We start from the raw sequence: 14,724 nt of genomic DNA on the forward strand, positions 1-14,724 counted from the left end.
CGGGCGGCCCCGCTCCCTCTGGGGGCGCCCCCACGCCGCGTTGCGGGTGCTGCTTAAAGGTTCGGGGGGGGGGGCCCGCCTTACACCGGGGCCCCCCCCCGCTCCAGGTTCACGCGGACGAGGGGTCGTACGCGGTCAGACCTCCACGACGACCGGGAGGATCATCGGCCTGCGCCGATAGGTGTCCGAGACCCACTTGCCGAGGGTGCGCCGGATGAGTTGCTGCAGCTGGTGGGGTTCCACCACGCCGTCCTGTGCGGAGCGCTCGAGCGCTTCGTTGATCTTCGGGAGGACCTCCGCGAACGCCGAGTCCTCGATGCCGGAGCCGCGGGCCTGGACGTACGGGCCACCCGTGATCTTGCCGGTGGAGGAGTCGATGACCACGAAGACCGAGATGATGCCCTCGTCGCCGAGGATCTTGCGGTCCTTCAGCGCCGGCTCGCCGACGTCGCCGACCGAGAGGCCGTCGACGTACACATAACCAGCCTGGACCTTGCCGGAGATCTTGGCCTTGCCCTCGACCAGGTCGACGACGACGCCGTCCTCGGCGATCACGATCCGGTCGTGCGGGACACCCGTCAGCGCGCCGAGTTCCGCGTTGGCCCGCAGGTGGCGCCATTCGCCGTGCACCGGCATCAGATTCTTCGGCCGGCAGATGTTGTAGAAGTACAGCAGCTCGCCCGCGGACGCGTGGCCCGAGACGTGCACCTTGGCGTTGCCCTTGTGGATGACGTTCGCGCCCCAGCGGGTCAGGCCGTTGATGACGCGGTACACCGCGTTCTCGTTGCCGGGGATCAGCGACGAGGCCAGGATCACCGTGTCGCCGTCGACGATGCGGATCTGGTGGTCGCGGTTGGCCATGCGGGACAGGGCTGCCATCGGTTCGCCCTGGGAGCCCGTGCAGACCAGGACCACCTCGTCGTCCGGGAGGTCGTCGAGGGTCTTGACGTCCACGACCAGTCCCGGCGGGACCTTGAGGTAGCCCAGGTCCCGGGCGATGCCCATGTTGCGGACCATGGAGCGGCCGACGAAGGCGACCCGGCGGCCGTACTCGTGCGCCGCGTCCAGGACCTGCTGGATGCGGTGGACGTGGCTGGCGAAGCTCGCCACGATGATCCGCTTGCGGGCGCCCGCGAAGACCTGACGCAGGACGCCGGAGATGTCACGCTCGTGCGCGGTGAAGCCGGGAACCTCGGCGTTCGTCGAGTCGGTGAGGAGGAGGTCGATCCCCTCCTCGCTCAGGCGGGCGAACGCGTGCAGATCCGTGAGGCGATTGTCCAGCGGGAGCTGATCCATCTTGAAGTCGCCGGTGTGGACCACCATGCCCGCAGGGGTACGGATGGCGACCGCGAGGGCGTCGGGGATGGAGTGGTTGACGGCGATGAACTCGCAGTCGAAGGGGCCGATGCGCTCGCGGTGTCCCTCGGCCACCTCGAGGGTGTACGGGCGGATCCGGTGCTCCTGGAGCTTCGCTTCGATGAGCGCGAGGGTCAGCTTGGAACCGATCAGGGGGATGTCCGCCTTCTCCCGCAGGAGGAAGGGGACGGCGCCGATGTGGTCCTCGTGGCCATGCGTGAGGACGATGCCCTCGATGTCGTCGAGGCGGTCCCGGATGGACGAGAAGTCCGGCAGGATCAGGTCGATTCCGGGCTGCTCCTCCTCGGGGAACAGCACTCCGCAGTCGACGATGAGCAGGCGGCCGCCGTATTCGAAGACCGTCATGTTGCGGCCGATCTCGCCGAGGCCGCCGAGCGGGGTGACCCGCAGGCCGCCTTCGGGGAGCGGCGGGGGCGAGCCGAGTTCAGGATGCGGATGACTCAAAAGACTCTCCTCACCACACGCGCCACGTACCGGTGGGGCACGTGGCGCGCATGACGTTCGTGCAGAAGCAATTGTCGTTGTGTGGTGCGGGCACCGGTGCCCGCCTATTCAGTTGTGAAGCTCGGGTTGTGCCAAGTCTGTTGTCAGAGCTGTACCCCGCCGGCAGCAAGATCGATCTTGAGCTGGGCGATCTCCTCGGCCGAACACTCGACCATGGGTGCGCGCAGCGGCCCGCCGGGCAGTCCCTGGAGGGCGAGCGCGGCCTTCGTGGTCATGACGCCCTGGGTGCGGAACATGCCCGTGTAGACGGGGAGCAGCTTCTGGTGGATCTCGGTCGCCTTCTGGACGTCGCCGGAGGTGAAGGCCTCGACGAGGGCCCGCAGGTCGGGGGTGACCACATGGCCGACCACCGACACGAAGCCGACCGCGCCCACGGAGAGCAAGGGAAGGTTGAGCATGTCGTCGCCGGAGTACCAGGCCAGGCCGGACTGGGCGATGGCCCAGCTCGCGCGGCCGAGGTCGCCCTTGGCGTCCTTGTTGGCGACGATCCTCGGGTGCTCCGCGAGGCGGACCAGGGTCTCCGTGTTGATGGGGACGCCGCTGCGACCAGGGATGTCGTAGAGCATGATCGGCAGCTCGGCGGCGTCGGCGACGGCCGTGAAGTGCCGGTACAGGCCCTCCTGCGGGGGCTTGTTGTAGTACGGGGTGACGACCAGGAGGCCGTGTGCGCCGGCCTTCTCGGCTGCGCGGGCCAGTTCGATGCTGTGGTGCGTGTTGTTGGTGCCGACGCCGGCCACGATGTGGGCCCGGTCGCCGACCGCCTCCAGAACCGCTCGTACGAGGTCCGATTTCTCCGCGTCGCTGGTGGTGGGCGACTCACCGGTGGTGCCGTTGACGATCAGGCCGTCGTTGCCTGCGTCCACCAGGTGGGTGGCGAGCCGCTGCGCGCCGTCGAGGTCGAGCGCGCCGTCCGCCGTGAAGGGCGTGACCATGGCGGTGAGGACCCGCCCGAAGGGGATCTGCGGAGTGGTGGTCGGTGCCATGGGTAACACGCTACTCGCTGCTCAATGCGGGGGCTGCCCTCGGGGTGCGGGGAAAATCCTGACAAATGCGGAGCCCGGCACTGCCTGCTCGGGGGTTCAAGCAGTGCCGGGTCCGTTTGTTCAGGCTAGACGAACTTCTCCAAATGCCGCAATACGGACACTTCACCAGGCTGTTGCGCACATCTGTGCCGGGCCGGAGAGCAAGCCTTCGTCACGGTGCGACACGGCCGTTGGCGTTGAAGGCGGCGTGGGTGAGCGGCATGAGCCTGGCCCACTCGGCCTCCATCTTCTCGCCGACCATCTCGATCTCCCGCTGCGGGAAGGACGGCACCTTGGCGAGCTCGTGCTGGGTGCGCAGCCCGAGGAAGTGCATCAGGGAGCGGGCGTTGCAGGTGGCGTACATCGAGGAGTACAGGCCGACGGGGAGGGCGGCGCGGGCCACCTCGCGGGCGACACCCTCGGCGAGCAGCTTCTGGTACGCCGCGTAGGCCTGTTGGTAGGACTCGTCCAGGACGTCGCGCACCGTGGCGTGCTGCGTCGGCGTTCCCTCCACGAAGACGTACTTGCCGGGGCGGCCCTCCTGCACGAGCTTGCGGGACTCGTCGGGGACGTAGAAGACCGGCTGCAGTTCCCTGTACCGGCCCGACTCCTCGTTGTACGACCAGCCCACGCGGTGCCGCATGAACTCGCGGAAGACGAAGATCGGGGCGCTGATGAAGAACGTCATGGAGTTGTGCTCGAAGGGGCTGCCGTGACGGTCCCGCATCAGGTAGTTGATGAGGCCCTTGGAGCGTTCGGGGTCCTTCTGAAGCTCCTCCAGGGACTGCTCCCCGACGGTCGAGACACGGGCAGCGAACAGGACGTCTGAGTCCGAGGCGCTGGATTTCACCAGCTCAACGGTGACATCGCTACGCAGGAGCGGCTTGGAGTCGTCGCCGGAGGTCACGAAGGGTCCTTCCCATCACATCTGTGTTTCGCGCCCACTCTACGGGGCTCCGGGCAGGGCCGACCCAGCAGCTGCACGGCGTCGTTTTCCGGATATGGGCACCTTTTGCGACACTCGTACGTCTGTGTGGGTGAACCTCACCCATTCGATCCCCGAAGGGAGACTCGCCCCCGATGTACGGCAATATCACTCCCCCGCCCCATGAGCGGGCGTCCGCCGGTCAGATAGCCGGGCGCTGGCTGCTGGGGCTGACCATCGTGGCCGGGCTCGTCGGCTCGCTGGTCCTCGGTATGCCGGCGCTGAAGACTCCCGCCACCGCGCCGGCCCCGCAGTCGCAGGCCTCCCAGGGGCACTGACCCTTCCGGACCCCCGAGGGTGGTGAGCGGGGACACAGGCGGATAGCCTCACCAGGCACAGCCCATGCATGGAATGAGTGAGGACCAGCCGTGCCCCTGCCCTTCCTGATGGCCGACCGCTCCCTCGAGGCAGCCGACGACATCGCTCTGCCGTACGACGACCGCGCCCGCTGGCGGCGCCCCTACCGCCCCGGACCGTGTCGGGTGGGCATGGCCGCCCTTTGGTTGCTGCTCGCGTCGTTCGTGCTGTTCGCCGGCATCATCATCGGTCTGGCCGGCTCGTCGACCTCCGCCGGCGTGATCTTCGCCCTCGCGCTCGCCGTCATCGCCTGTGCGCTGCGTCTGCTGCGCATGGGGGTGTGGGTGAGCGAGCGCGGTGTGCGACACGTTCGCTTCTTCATCACGCAGACGGTGACCTGGCAGCGGGTCGTCGCGGTGCGCACGGTGCAGCAGCCGGTGCGCTGGCTGGGCCTGCCGCGCACGGTGCAGGGGCAGGCGCTGACGCTCGTACAGAAGAACCGTGGCGGCAGCGACGCCCCTCCGCTGCTGACGACGCACAACGCCGACTTCCTGGCGCGCGTCTCGGCGTTCGACCGGGCGGCGGACACCGTGGAGGCGTGGGCGGCGGAGTACCGGCGCGGCTGAGCACCCGGAGCAACGCGAAGGGGGCCGGTCCGCGCAGTGCGGGCCGGCCCCTTCGGCGTATCGGTACGGCTCCGTCGTACGCGTACGGCTCAGGCCTGGACGGGCTTGCCGTCGTGCAGGGCGATCGCGCGCTGCATGGCCTTACGGGCGCGTGGGGTGTCACGGGCGTCGTGGTAGGCGACGGCGAGGCGGAACCAGCTGCGCCAGTCGTCCGGGGTCGCCTCGGTCTCGGCCTTGCGCTTGGCGAACACCTCGTCGGCCGAATCGCGGTCGATGCGGCCACCGGGGGTGCGCTTCAGCTCATCGACGGGCAGGCCGCCCTCGGCGTCGAGTTCGGCGGCGAGCCGGTTGGCCCTGTGGACGAACTGGGTGTTCTTCCACAGGAACCACAGGCCGATCACCGGCAGGATCAGCACCGCCACGCCGAACGTGACGGTCAGGAGCGTGCCGGACTGGATGAGCATGACGCCGCGGCTGCCGACCAGGACGAAGTAGAAGACCAGGACGGCGGCCGTGACGGCGTAGGAGAGCTTGGCTCGCATGTCGTGTGTCAGCCCAGGTCCAGGAAGTGTTCCAGGCCGAAGGTCAGGCCCGGGGTCGACACCACGCGGCGCGCGCCGAGCAGGATGCCCGGCATGAAGCTGCTGTGGTGCAGGGAGTCGTGGCGGATGGTGAGGGTCTCGCCCTCGGCGCCAAGCAGCACCTCCTGGTGGGCGAGCAGGCCGCGCAGCCGGACGGCGTGGACGGGGACGCCGTCGACGCTGGCGCCGCGCGCGCCGTCCAGGGCCGTGACCGTGGCATCCGGTGCCGGGGCGGTGCCGGCGGCGCGGCGGGCCTCGGCAATGAGCTGGGCGGTGCGCGTGGCGGTGCCGGAGGGGGCGTCGACCTTGTTCGGGTGGTGCAGCTCGACGACCTCGACGGACTCGAAGTAGGGCGCGGCGATCTGCGCGAACTTCATCGTGAGGACGGCCCCGATGGAGAAGTTCGGCGCGATGAGCACGCCGGTCTCCGGGGACTGGGCGAGCCAGCCCGTCAGCTGCGCGAGGCGCTCGTCGGTCCAGCCCGTCGTACCGACGACCGCGTGGATGCCGTGGCGCACGCAGAAGTCGAGGTTGCCCATCACCGAGGCGGGCGTGGTCAGTTCGACGGCGACCTGGGCGCCGGCCTCCGCGAGCGTCTCGAGCTTGTCGCCCCGGCCCAGGGCGGCCACCAGCTCCATGTCCTCGGCGGCCTCGACCGCCCGTACCGCCTCGGACCCGATCCGGCCCTTGGCACCGAGGACCGCCACGCGCAGCTTGCTCATCTTCTTGCTTCCTAACCGGTGGGGGTTCAGGCGACGGCGTCGTGCAGCCGCGAGGCCTGCTTGTCCTTGAGCGGGCCGATGACCGACAGCGACGGGCGCTGCCCCAGGATGTCGTGGGCGACGGAGCGGACCTCTTCCGGGGTCACCACCGCTATCCGAGCCAGCATGTCGTCGACGGACATCTGGTCGCCCCAGCACAGCTCGCTCTTGCCGATACGGTTCATCAGCGCACCCGTGTCCTCGAGGCCGAGGACGGTGGAGCCCTGGAGCTGGCCTATCGCGCGGCCGATCTCGTCGTCGGACAGGCCGTGTTCGGCCACGTGGTCGAGTTCGTCGCGGCAGATCTTCAGCACGTCGTGCACCTGGCTGGGCCGGCAGCCCGCGTACACGCCGAACAGGCCGCAGTCGGCGAAGCCGGAGGTGTACGAGTACACGCTGTAGGCGAGGCCGCGCTTCTCCCTGACCTCCTGGAACAGGCGGGAGGACATGCCGCCGCCGAGGGCCGTGTTGAGCACGCCGAGGGCCCAGCGGCGGTCGTCCGTGCGGGCCAGGCCGGGCATGCCGAGGACGACATGGGCCTGCTCGGTCTTGCGCCCGAGGAGTTCGACGCGGCCCGCGGTGCGGATCGTACGACGGCCGTCGCGCGGGGCGATGGGGGTCGCCGCACCGTTCTTGAACGCGTCCGCCTTCTCGAAGGCGGCACGGACCTGGCGTACGACCTTGTTGTGGTCGATGTTGCCGGCGGCCGCGACGACCAGATGCGTGGGGTCGTAGTGCTTCTTGTAGAAGCGGCGGATGCGGTCGGCGGTGAGGGCGTTGACCGTGTCGACCGTGCCGAGGACAGGGCGGCCGAGCGCGTTATCGCCGAACATGGTGTGCGCGAACAGGTCGTGCACACAGTCGCCCGGGTCGTCCTCGGTCATCGCGATCTCTTCGAGGATGGCGCCGCGCTCGACGTTGACGTCGTCCTCGAGGATCAGCGAGCCGGTGAGCATGTCGCAGACGACGTCGATGGCGAGCGGCAGGTCGGTGTCGAGCACGCGCGCGTAGTAGCACGTGTACTCCTTCGCCGTGAACGCGTTCATCTCGCCGCCGACCGCGTCTATGGCGGCGGAGATGTCCAGGGCGCTGCGCCTCGACGTGCCCTTGAAGAGCAGGTGTTCCAGGTAGTGCGTGGCACCGTTGAGGGCCGGGGTCTCGTCGCGGGAGCCGACGTGGGCCCAGATCCCGAAGGTCGCCGAGCGGACCGAGGGCAGGGTCTCGGTGACGATGCGCAGGCCGCCCGGAAGGGTGGTCTTGCGGACCGTGCCGATGCCGCCGGTGCCCTTGATGAGGGTTTGGGTACGGGCGACGGCCCGCGCCTCCGAAGAGGTGCGGGCCGTCGTCGTGGAGCTACTCGACGTCACTTGTCGGTGTCGTCCTTCTGGTCTTCGGAGCCCGCGGCGGAGTCGCTGTCGGACTCAGCTTCGCCCTCGATCACGGGGACGAGGGAGAGCTTGCCGCGGGAGTCGATCTCGGCGATCTCGACCTGGACCTTCTGGCCCACACCGAGGACGTCCTCGACGTTCTCCACGCGCTTGCCGCCGGCCAGCTTGCGGATCTGCGAGATGTGCAGCAGACCGTCCTTGCCGGGCAGCAGGGAGACGAACGCACCGAAGGTGGTCGTCTTCACGACCGTACCGAGGTAGCGCTCGCCGACCTCGGGCATCGTCGGGTTGGCGATGCCGTTGATCGTGGCACGGGCGGCCTCGGCGGCCGGGCCGTCGGAGGCACCGATGTAGATCGTGCCGTCGTCCTCGATGGTGATCTCGGCGCCGGTGTCCTCCTGGATCTGGTTGATCATCTTGCCCTTGGGGCCGATGACCTCACCGATCTTGTCCACGGGGATCTTGACGGTGATGATCCGCGGGGCGTTCGGGGACATCTCGTCCGGCTTGTCGATCGCTTCCATCATCACGTCGAGGATGTGGAGGCGGGCGTCGCGGGCCTGCTTGAGGGCCGCGGCCAGGACGGAGGCCGGGATGCCGTCCAGCTTGGTGTCGAGCTGGAGGGCGGTCACGAACTCCTTGGTGCCGGCGACCTTGAAGTCCATGTCACCGAACGCGTCCTCCGCACCGAGGATGTCGGTGAGGGTGACGTAGTGCGTCTCGCCGTCGATCTCCTGGGAGATCAGACCCATGGCGATACCGGCGACCGGGGCCTTCAGCGGCACACCGGCGTTCAGCAGCGACATGGTGGAGGCACAGACCGAGCCCATGGACGTCGAACCGTTGGAGCCGAGGGCCTCGGACACCTGGCGGATCGCGTACGGGAACTCCTCGCGCGTCGGCAGCACCGGCACGAGGGCGCGCTCGGCGAGCGCGCCGTGGCCGATCTCGCGGCGCTTCGGGGAGCCGACGCGGCCGGTCTCACCGGTGGAGTACGGCGGGAAGTTGTAGTTGTGCATGTAGCGCTTGCGGGTCACCGGCGAGAGGGTGTCCAGCTGCTGCTCCATGCGGAGCATGTTGAGGGTGGTGACGCCCAGGATCTGGGTCTCGCCACGCTCGAACAGGGCCGAACCGTGAACGCGCGGGATGGCCTCGACCTCGGCGGCCAGCGTGCGGATGTCGGTGACACCGCGGCCGTCGATGCGCTTCTTCTCCTTGATCACGCGCTCACGGACCAGCTGCTTGGTGAGCGAGCGGTACGCGGCGGAGATCTCCTTCTCGCGGCCCTCGAACTCCGGCAGGAGCTTCTCGGCGGCGAGGCCCTTGACGCGGTCCAGCTCGGCCTCGCGCTCCTGCTTGCCGGCGATGGTCAGCGCGGAGGCGAGCTCCGGGCGGACCGCGGCGGTCAGCGCCTCCAGGACGTCGTCCTGGTAGTCGAGGAAGATCGCGAACTCGGCGGTCGGCTTCGCGGCCTTCGCGGCGAGATCGGCCTGGGCCTTGCACAGGACCTTGATGAACGGCTTCGCGGCATCCAGACCGGCGGCGACGACCTCCTCGGTCGGCGCCTCGGAGCCGCCGGCGACCAGCTGGATGGTCTTGTCGGTGGCCTCGGCCTCGACCATCATGATCGCGACGTCGCCGTCCTCCAGGGCGCGGCCGGCGACCACCATGTCGAAGACGGCGTCCTCGAGCTCGGTGTGCGTCGGGAACGCGACCCACTGGCCGTGGATCAGCGCGACGCGGACGCCGCCGATCGGGCCGGAGAAGGGCAGACCGGCCAGCTGTGTGGACGCGGACGCGGCGTTGATCGCCACGACGTCGTACAGGTGGTCGGGGTTGAGCGCCATGATCGTGGCGACGACCTGGATCTCGTTGCGCAGGCCCTTCTTGAAGGACGGGCGCAGGGGGCGGTCGATGAGGCGGCAGGTGAGGATGGCGTCCTCGGAGGGACGGCCCTCACGGCGGAAGAAGCTGCCGGGGATCTTTCCGGCGGCGTACATCCGCTCCTCGACGTCCACCGTGAGCGGGAAGAAGTCGAGCTGGTCCTTGGGCTGCTTGGAGGCGGTCGTGGCCGACAGCACCATGGTGTCGTCGTCCAGGTACGCCACGGCGGAACCGGCGGCCTGCTTGGCCAGGCGGCCCGTCTCGAAGCGGATCGTACGGGTGCCGAAGGCGCCGTTGTCGATGACGGCCTCGGCGTAGTGGGTCTCGTTCTCCACTAGCGTTTTCTCCTCGTCTTCGTCCCTGGGCTGCCCGTGTGGCAGGGGGACGGTTGCGGAGAGGCGCTCCGTGCGGTGCGGGCCGGTCTTCGATCGAAGCACCCGGGGCTCGCTTCCCCCCGGGGGCCACTACCGAGGACCGGCGGCGGCGAGGCGCGCTTCTCCTCGTTCTGTGTCGTACGTGTTCCGTGTCGTGCGTAATGCGTTGTGCTACCACACTACAAAGCGTGAGTGACACTCCGCACGTTTCCGCACGTACGGCAAAGGGAGCGGCCCCCGATCGTTTCGGGACCCGCTCCCTTCATGGCGTGTTACTTGGCGCCCGCCGCACCGCGACGGATGCCGAGGCGGTCGACCAGCACACGGAAGCGCTGGATGTCCTTCTTGGCCAGGTACTGCAGCAGGCGGCGACGCTGACCGACCAGGATCAGCAGACCACGGCGGGAGTGGTGGTCGTGCTTGTGGGTCTTGAGGTGCTCGGTCAGGTCGGAGATCCGACGGGACAGCAGAGCGACCTGGACCTCGGGGGAGCCGGTGTCACCATCCTTGGTACCGAACTCGCCGATGATCTGCTTCTTCGTAGCGGCGTCGAGCGACACGCGTACTCCTCATGGTCTGTAGATGCCACCGAGTGCCCCCGGTCTACATCGCGGGGGAGCTTCCGTTACTCGGGAGGCGGGGATCCGCTGGGCGCGGCCTCCAGGGCCCGTGGGGGGCTCCAGGGGTGCGTACACAAACGGCCGTCACTCAGGGTACCAGGCAGAGGTGGGCACCCTTGCCACGGTGGCCGAAGCGCTACACCGACGCCCGCCGGGTCAATAGGGTGATTGCTCGGATCAATGGTGTAGGCCGGGAAGGGGTCGCTGCGGCATGGCGGAGACGGCGGAGGAGATCAAGGCGCGCAAGGAGCGCGAACGGGACGAGCTGTACGCGCTCGACATCTCGGACGTCGAGTGGCACTGCGCGCCCGGCGCCGAGGAGCACGAGGAGCGGGTCGAGATCGCGTATCTGCCGGACGGGGCGGTGGCCATGCGGTCGTCCCTGGACCCCGGCACGGTGCTGCGGTACACGGAGGCGGAGTGGCGGGCGTTCGTGCTCGGGGCGCGGGACGGGGAGTTCGACCTGGAGACGGCGCCGCACAACAGGGGGCTCCCGGCCGAGTGAGCGGGGCCGGGGACAGTGCGGGTGACGGTTTGACGAAGTAGGGCGGCACGCGTACGTGCCGCCCCTACTTGTGTGTTTGTGCGGGTGAATGTCGGGTGATTGTCCTTCTCGTTCACGCTTGTTGCCCGGATTGTTCATCAATACGCCGACTGCGTACGGCACTTCCGGGCAGGTTGTGACGCAGTGGGCAGGCCCTCGGGTGTGGACGGGCCTGCCGAGGCGGGGTGTGCGGTGATTAGGCTGGGAGGGGGCGCGATGCCGGTACTCGTGGACGGGGCGTCGGCGTTCCAGGGGGAGAGCCGGTGGATCGGACTACCTCGAACGACCACGGACGACTGAGAACGACACGACAGGGTCGCCCCGGCACGGCATGAGGGTGCTCGACCACATCAGGAGGAACTGTGAGCAGCGAGCGGGACGGGATCCGCGGGGGCTGGGCCACACCCGGCGATGACCAGCCCGACGCGGAGTCCTCCATCGAGACGACGGGCGAGTTCACGATCGACTACGCGCCGCCTGCTTGGTACACGCAGAACGCGGCCGGTTCACCGGGAGCGGGCGGGAGTTCGGAGCAGGGCGCGGACGGCGGTGGCGCGGCGGGCTATGCGTCGGATACGTCCCCGTCCGGTACGTCTCCTGCTGGTACGACTCCTGCTGGTACGTCACCCTCGTCGTTCCCGAGGCCGGGGGGTTCGCCGTTCCCGCCGGGGGCTCCGATTCCGGGGCTGACGCCTCCTCCGCACGCTCAGCAGGCCGGGAGCGCGGCTCCTGGGGCGCCGTTCACTCCGCCGGCTCCGGCTCCCGCGCCGGGTGCGCCGTTCACTCCGCCCGCGCCGCCGACGGGTGGCGGTCCGGCCGGGGTGCCGAGGTTGCCCGTGGGGAGCGGGTTCGAGCCCCAGCGTTCGGAACCCGAGCCGCAGGCCGAACCTGAGAGCAGGGCTCAGGCCGAGGCGCCCGTGGGGGATCCCGCTTCGCCCACGGCCGTGCCGAACATTCCGGTCGGCGGGTTCCAGCAGCAGTGGGCGCCGTCCGCGCCCGCGGTTCCTCCGGTTCCGGTTGCTCCCGCGGCTCCGGCCTCCGTGGTGGAGGAGGAGTCCGGGAACGGTGATGTGGAGAGCGGCGCCACGATGCGGTTCTCCGCAGTCACGCTGAAGCGGGAGATGGCGGAGATCGCGGAGCGTGAAGCCGCGGTGGACAAGGGTGTTGAGGACGAGTCGGGTACCGGCGCGGATGCGTCCGACGCCCAAGGTGACGAAGCGGAGGCGGCCGAGGCAGGTGAACTCCGCGAGGACGACGGGGATTCCGGGGACGGTCCGGAGTTGTCGTCGGTGCCGGCCGAGGAGGACACCGAGGAGGATGCGCCCGAGGGTGCCGCTCCGGTGGAGCCGGAAGAGGTCGATGCCGACGCGGAGTCCGCGGATGCGGAGAGCGTGACCGCGGAGGCCGAGGCCCAGGAAGAGGAAGCGGGCGAAGAAGCGGATTCGCCGCAGGACTCCGTGGTGGCGGACGACGACGCCGAGCCTGACGAGGCCGTGACGGCCCCGTTGCCGCAGGACGCCGTACCGGCCGACGCCGAACCCGAGGACGAGGCACCCTCGGTCGCCGTACCCGAGGACAGCGTGCCGGAAGACAGCGTCCCGCAGGACGCGGTGCCGTCCGCGCCTGCGGCGCCCGAGGACGCCGTACCGGCCGCCCCGCCCGCGCCCCGGGAGGCCCCGCCCGCCTGGGCTCCCCCGCCGGCGGCGCAGGCCGGGATGCCGCCGTTGCCGCCGTCGTACCAGCCCGCGGCACCCGCGGCAGCGGCCCAGTGGCCCGCGCAGCCCGCGCCGCGGCAGCCCGACCAGATGCCGGGCCAGGCCCAGCCGGCGACGCCGCAGGGTCCGACGGCCGTGCCCGCACAACAGCCGACGCAGCAGTCGCCCTTCCAGCCCCAGGCTCCGCAGCCCGCGCCCGCGGCATGGAACCAGCCCGCCCCGGCACCGCAGCAGCCTGCGGCCCAGGGTGGCTACGGCTTCCCGAACCCCGGCGGAGCACCGGCCCCGACCGCACCCCAGCCGCCCGCCCCCGCGCCCACGCCGCAAGGCAGCTACGGCTTCCCCAACCCCACCGCCACACCCACACCCACACCCCAGCCTCCGGCCCCCGCGCCCAACGCCCACGCGGGATACGGCTTCCCGAACCCAGGCACCGCGCCGGCCACGGCCGCACCGGCACCGCAACCTCCGGCCCCCGCGCCCAACGCCGAGGCGGGTTATGGGTTCCCGCAGCCGAGCCCCCAGCCGCCCGCCTCCAACTCCCCCACCGGCTACGGCTTCCCGAACCCGGCCGCCGCGCCGACCCCGGCCGCACCAGCACCGCAACCTCCGGCCCCCGCGCCCAACGCCCAGGCGGGATACGGCTTCCCGCAGCAGAACCTCAATCCCCCTCAGCCCGCGCCTCAGTCTCCTCCCGCTCCCCCGGCACCGGGGCAGCCCGCCGGCTACGGCTTCCCCCAGCCCCACGCTCAGGCCCCACAGCCGCAGGCGCCGGGGCCACAGGCGCCCCAGGCACCCCAGCCCCCTGTGGACCCCCGTGCCGGTGCCGCCTGGCCGCAGCCCATTCAGCATGATCAGCGGCAGCCGACGAACCCGGGGGCCGCGCCGCTCGGGTACACCGCTGCCGTTGAGCTGTCCTCCGACCGGCTGCTGAACAACAAGAGGCAGAGGGCGAAGAGCGGGCGCCCCGCAGCCGCGCCCTCACGGTTCAAGATCGGGGGGAAGAAGGAGGAGGCCGAGCGGCAGCGGAAGCTGGAGCTGATCCGGACGCCCGTGCTGTCGTGCTACCGCATCGCCGTCATCAGCCTCAAGGGCGGCGTCGGCAAGACCACCACGACCACCGCCCTGGGCTCGACGCTCGCCACCGAGCGGCAGGACAAGATCCTCGCCATCGACGCGAACCCGGACGCCGGTACGCTCGGCCGCCGGGTGCGCCGCGAGACGGGGGCCACCATCCGTGACCTCGTCCAGGCGATCCCGTACCTCAACTCGTACATGGACATCCGCCGGTTCACGTCCCAGGCGTCGTCCGGCCTCGAGATCATCGCCAACGACGTCGACCCTGCCGTGTCCACGGCCTTCAATGACGAGGACTACCGGCGCGCGATCGACGTGCTCGGCAGGCAGTACCCGATCATCCTCACCGACTCGGGCACCGGGCTGCTCTACAGCGCCATGCGTGGAGTGCTCGATCTCGCCGACCAGTTGATCATCATCTCGACGCCCTCCGTGGACGGTGCGAGCAGCGCCAGTACGACGCTGGACTGGCTGTCCGCCCACGGGTACGCCGACCTCGTGTCGCGGTCCATCACCGTCATCTCCGGGGTGCGCGAGACCGGCAAGATGATCAAGGTGGACGACATCGTCAGCCACTTCGAGACGCGCTGCCGCGGTGTCGTGGTCGTGCCGTTCGACGAGCACCTGGCCGCCGGTGCCGAGGTCGACCTCGACATGATGCGGCCGAAGGTGCGCGAGTCGTACTTCAACCTCGCGGCCATGGTCGCCGAGGACTTCGTGCGGCACCAGCAGTCGCACGGGCTGTGGACCAGCGACGGCAACCCGCCGCCGGTGGCCGCCCCGCCGCTGCCCGGCCAGCCGTATCCGCCGCAGGCGCCGGGACAGTCGTACCCGCCGCAGCAGCAGGTCCCGCAGCCGCCCTACCCGCAGGCCCCGGCCCAGCCGTACCCGCAGCAGCCCGGTCAGCCGGGACAGCCGTATCCGCAGCCGGGGCAGCCCTACCCGCCGCAGGGCCCGCCTCAGCAGTAG

At 70.0% G+C, this 14,724-nt stretch carries 12 protein-coding genes; 4 read left to right on the forward strand and 8 right to left on the reverse strand.

The annotated features are described in order from the left end of the window. Positions 1-135: 135 nt before the first annotated feature. The 3 genes from ACFYXB_RS34660 to thyX all read right to left on the reverse strand — a co-directional run bounded on the left by ACFYXB_RS34660 (position 136) and on the right by thyX (position 3,810). Positions 136-1,821 (reverse strand): ribonuclease J, encoded by a 1,686-nt coding sequence (locus ACFYXB_RS34660; RefSeq protein ID WP_351361899.1) that lies wholly within the window; start codon positions 1,819-1,821, stop codon positions 136-138. Positions 1,822-1,964: 143 nt separating this feature from the next. Next, positions 1,965-2,864: a 4-hydroxy-tetrahydrodipicolinate synthase gene (dapA, locus tag ACFYXB_RS34665; protein ID WP_351361896.1), complete on the reverse strand. Its 900-nt coding sequence runs from the start codon at positions 2,862-2,864 to the stop codon at positions 1,965-1,967. Positions 2,865-3,075: 211 nt separating this feature from the next. After that, positions 3,076-3,810: an FAD-dependent thymidylate synthase gene (gene thyX / locus ACFYXB_RS34670; protein ID WP_351361893.1), complete on the reverse strand. Its 735-nt coding sequence runs from the start codon at positions 3,808-3,810 to the stop codon at positions 3,076-3,078. Between the two features lie 173 nt (positions 3,811-3,983). Here thyX and ACFYXB_RS34675 point away from each other — a divergent pair, with 173 nt between their 5' ends. Both ACFYXB_RS34675 and ACFYXB_RS34680 read left to right on the forward strand, forming a co-directional pair. Then, on the forward strand, positions 3,984-4,166 hold the full coding sequence (locus tag ACFYXB_RS34675) for a hypothetical protein (protein WP_389589032.1): 183 nt from the start codon (positions 3,984-3,986) through the stop codon (positions 4,164-4,166). Positions 4,167-4,256: 90 nt separating this feature from the next. Beyond that, entirely contained in the window at positions 4,257-4,811 is a 555-nt protein-coding gene (locus ACFYXB_RS34680; RefSeq protein ID WP_389589033.1) for a hypothetical protein, read from the forward strand. 89 nt (positions 4,812-4,900) lie between these two features. On the opposite strand, the gene ACFYXB_RS34685 is transcribed toward ACFYXB_RS34680, so the two are convergent. The 5 genes from ACFYXB_RS34685 to rpsO form a co-directional block, all read right to left on the reverse strand. After that, positions 4,901-5,353, reverse strand: a complete 453-nt coding sequence (locus ACFYXB_RS34685) for a hypothetical protein (protein WP_351361884.1) — start codon at positions 5,351-5,353, stop codon at positions 4,901-4,903. Between the two features lie 8 nt (positions 5,354-5,361). Continuing rightward, the gene (gene dapB / locus ACFYXB_RS34690) at positions 5,362-6,114 is read right to left on the reverse strand and encodes a 4-hydroxy-tetrahydrodipicolinate reductase (protein WP_389589034.1); all 753 of its coding nucleotides are present in this window, start codon (positions 6,112-6,114) and stop codon (positions 5,362-5,364) included. 26 nt (positions 6,115-6,140) lie between these two features. Beyond that, positions 6,141-7,520 carry a pitrilysin family protein gene (locus ACFYXB_RS34695; protein WP_351361878.1) on the reverse strand — a complete coding sequence of 460 codons (1,380 nt, stop codon included), beginning with the start codon at positions 7,518-7,520 and terminating at the stop codon, positions 6,141-6,143. Then, positions 7,517-9,760, reverse strand: a complete 2,244-nt coding sequence (locus ACFYXB_RS34700; RefSeq protein ID WP_351361876.1) for a polyribonucleotide nucleotidyltransferase — start codon at positions 9,758-9,760, stop codon at positions 7,517-7,519. Before ACFYXB_RS34700 ends, ACFYXB_RS34695 begins: the two co-directional genes overlap by 4 nt. Positions 9,761-10,071: 311 nt before the next feature. Next, a complete protein-coding gene (gene rpsO / locus ACFYXB_RS34705; protein WP_351361873.1) occupies positions 10,072-10,359 on the reverse strand; it encodes a 30S ribosomal protein S15 in 288 nt (95 codons plus the stop codon). Between the two features lie 271 nt (positions 10,360-10,630). Between rpsO and ACFYXB_RS34710 the strand changes: the two genes are divergently transcribed. Both ACFYXB_RS34710 and ACFYXB_RS34715 read left to right on the forward strand, forming a co-directional pair. Beyond that, a complete protein-coding gene (locus tag ACFYXB_RS34710) occupies positions 10,631-10,924 on the forward strand; it encodes a DUF397 domain-containing protein (protein ID WP_351361870.1) in 294 nt (97 codons plus the stop codon). 401 nt (positions 10,925-11,325) lie between these two features. Next, positions 11,326-14,724, forward strand: coding sequence for an SCO5717 family growth-regulating ATPase (locus ACFYXB_RS34715; protein WP_389589035.1), 3,399 nt, complete (start codon positions 11,326-11,328; stop codon positions 14,722-14,724).

The organism is Streptomyces sp. NPDC002619, assembly GCF_042889305.1.
Classification (GTDB): Bacteria; Actinomycetota; Actinomycetes; order Streptomycetales; family Streptomycetaceae; genus Streptomyces.

What these genes read in the sequence shown, in the direction of transcription:
- dapA (WP_351361896.1), bottom strand. Translation starts at nt 2,864, where the DNA reads ATGGCACCGACCACCACTCCGCAGATCCCCTTCGGGCGGGTCCTCACC.
- ACFYXB_RS34675 (WP_389589032.1), top strand. Translation starts at nt 3,984, where the DNA reads ATGTACGGCAATATCACTCCCCCGCCCCATGAGCGGGCGTCCGCCGGT.
- ACFYXB_RS34685 (WP_351361884.1), bottom strand. Translation starts at nt 5,353, where the DNA reads ATGCGAGCCAAGCTCTCCTACGCCGTCACGGCCGCCGTCCTGGTCTTC.
- dapB (WP_389589034.1), bottom strand. Translation starts at nt 6,114, where the DNA reads ATGAGCAAGCTGCGCGTGGCGGTCCTCGGTGCCAAGGGCCGGATCGGG.
- ACFYXB_RS34710 (WP_351361870.1), top strand. Translation starts at nt 10,631, where the DNA reads ATGGCGGAGACGGCGGAGGAGATCAAGGCGCGCAAGGAGCGCGAACGG.